Source organism: Gilvimarinus gilvus, assembly GCF_030518155.1.
GTDB classification, from domain to species: Bacteria; Pseudomonadota; Gammaproteobacteria; order Pseudomonadales; family Cellvibrionaceae; genus Gilvimarinus; species Gilvimarinus gilvus.
Genome location: NZ_JAULRU010000549.1, coordinates 1 through 308 on the forward strand (window position 1 = coordinate 1; position 308 = coordinate 308).

Here is a 308-nt window from a genome sequence, read left to right on the forward strand (position 1 = left end):
CATCTTCTACAATTTTATTCACCAAAACACCATCACTTTTTGTTAAAGTTGTATTGAAAGAAAGCTCTTTTCTTGGCGGAATAAATGTGTTTGTTTGCTCGTCAAACGCCACATTAGCAGTGTTTGAGATAAACGCACCAAAGTTTGGAACGATTACACAATCGTGCTGAAATAATAATTGACTAATATGCTCTTCTAACCTCATACTACGAAATTAACATTTTTTTTAGATTTAGCAAAAAAATAAATACTTAAAATTATTCTTAGTTGGTTTAATATTAATAATTTAACAAAATGCAAACCGATTT

Annotated in this window: 1 protein-coding gene; it reads right to left on the bottom strand. The window is 28.9% G+C overall.

Translation table 11 applies throughout. From position 1 onward, the window contains the following. The coding region (locus QWI17_RS10525; protein ID WP_302722465.1) for an HU domain-containing protein at positions 1 to 205 on the bottom strand (205 nt) is incomplete at its 3' end. Between the last annotated feature and the right edge of the window lie 103 nt (positions 206 to 308).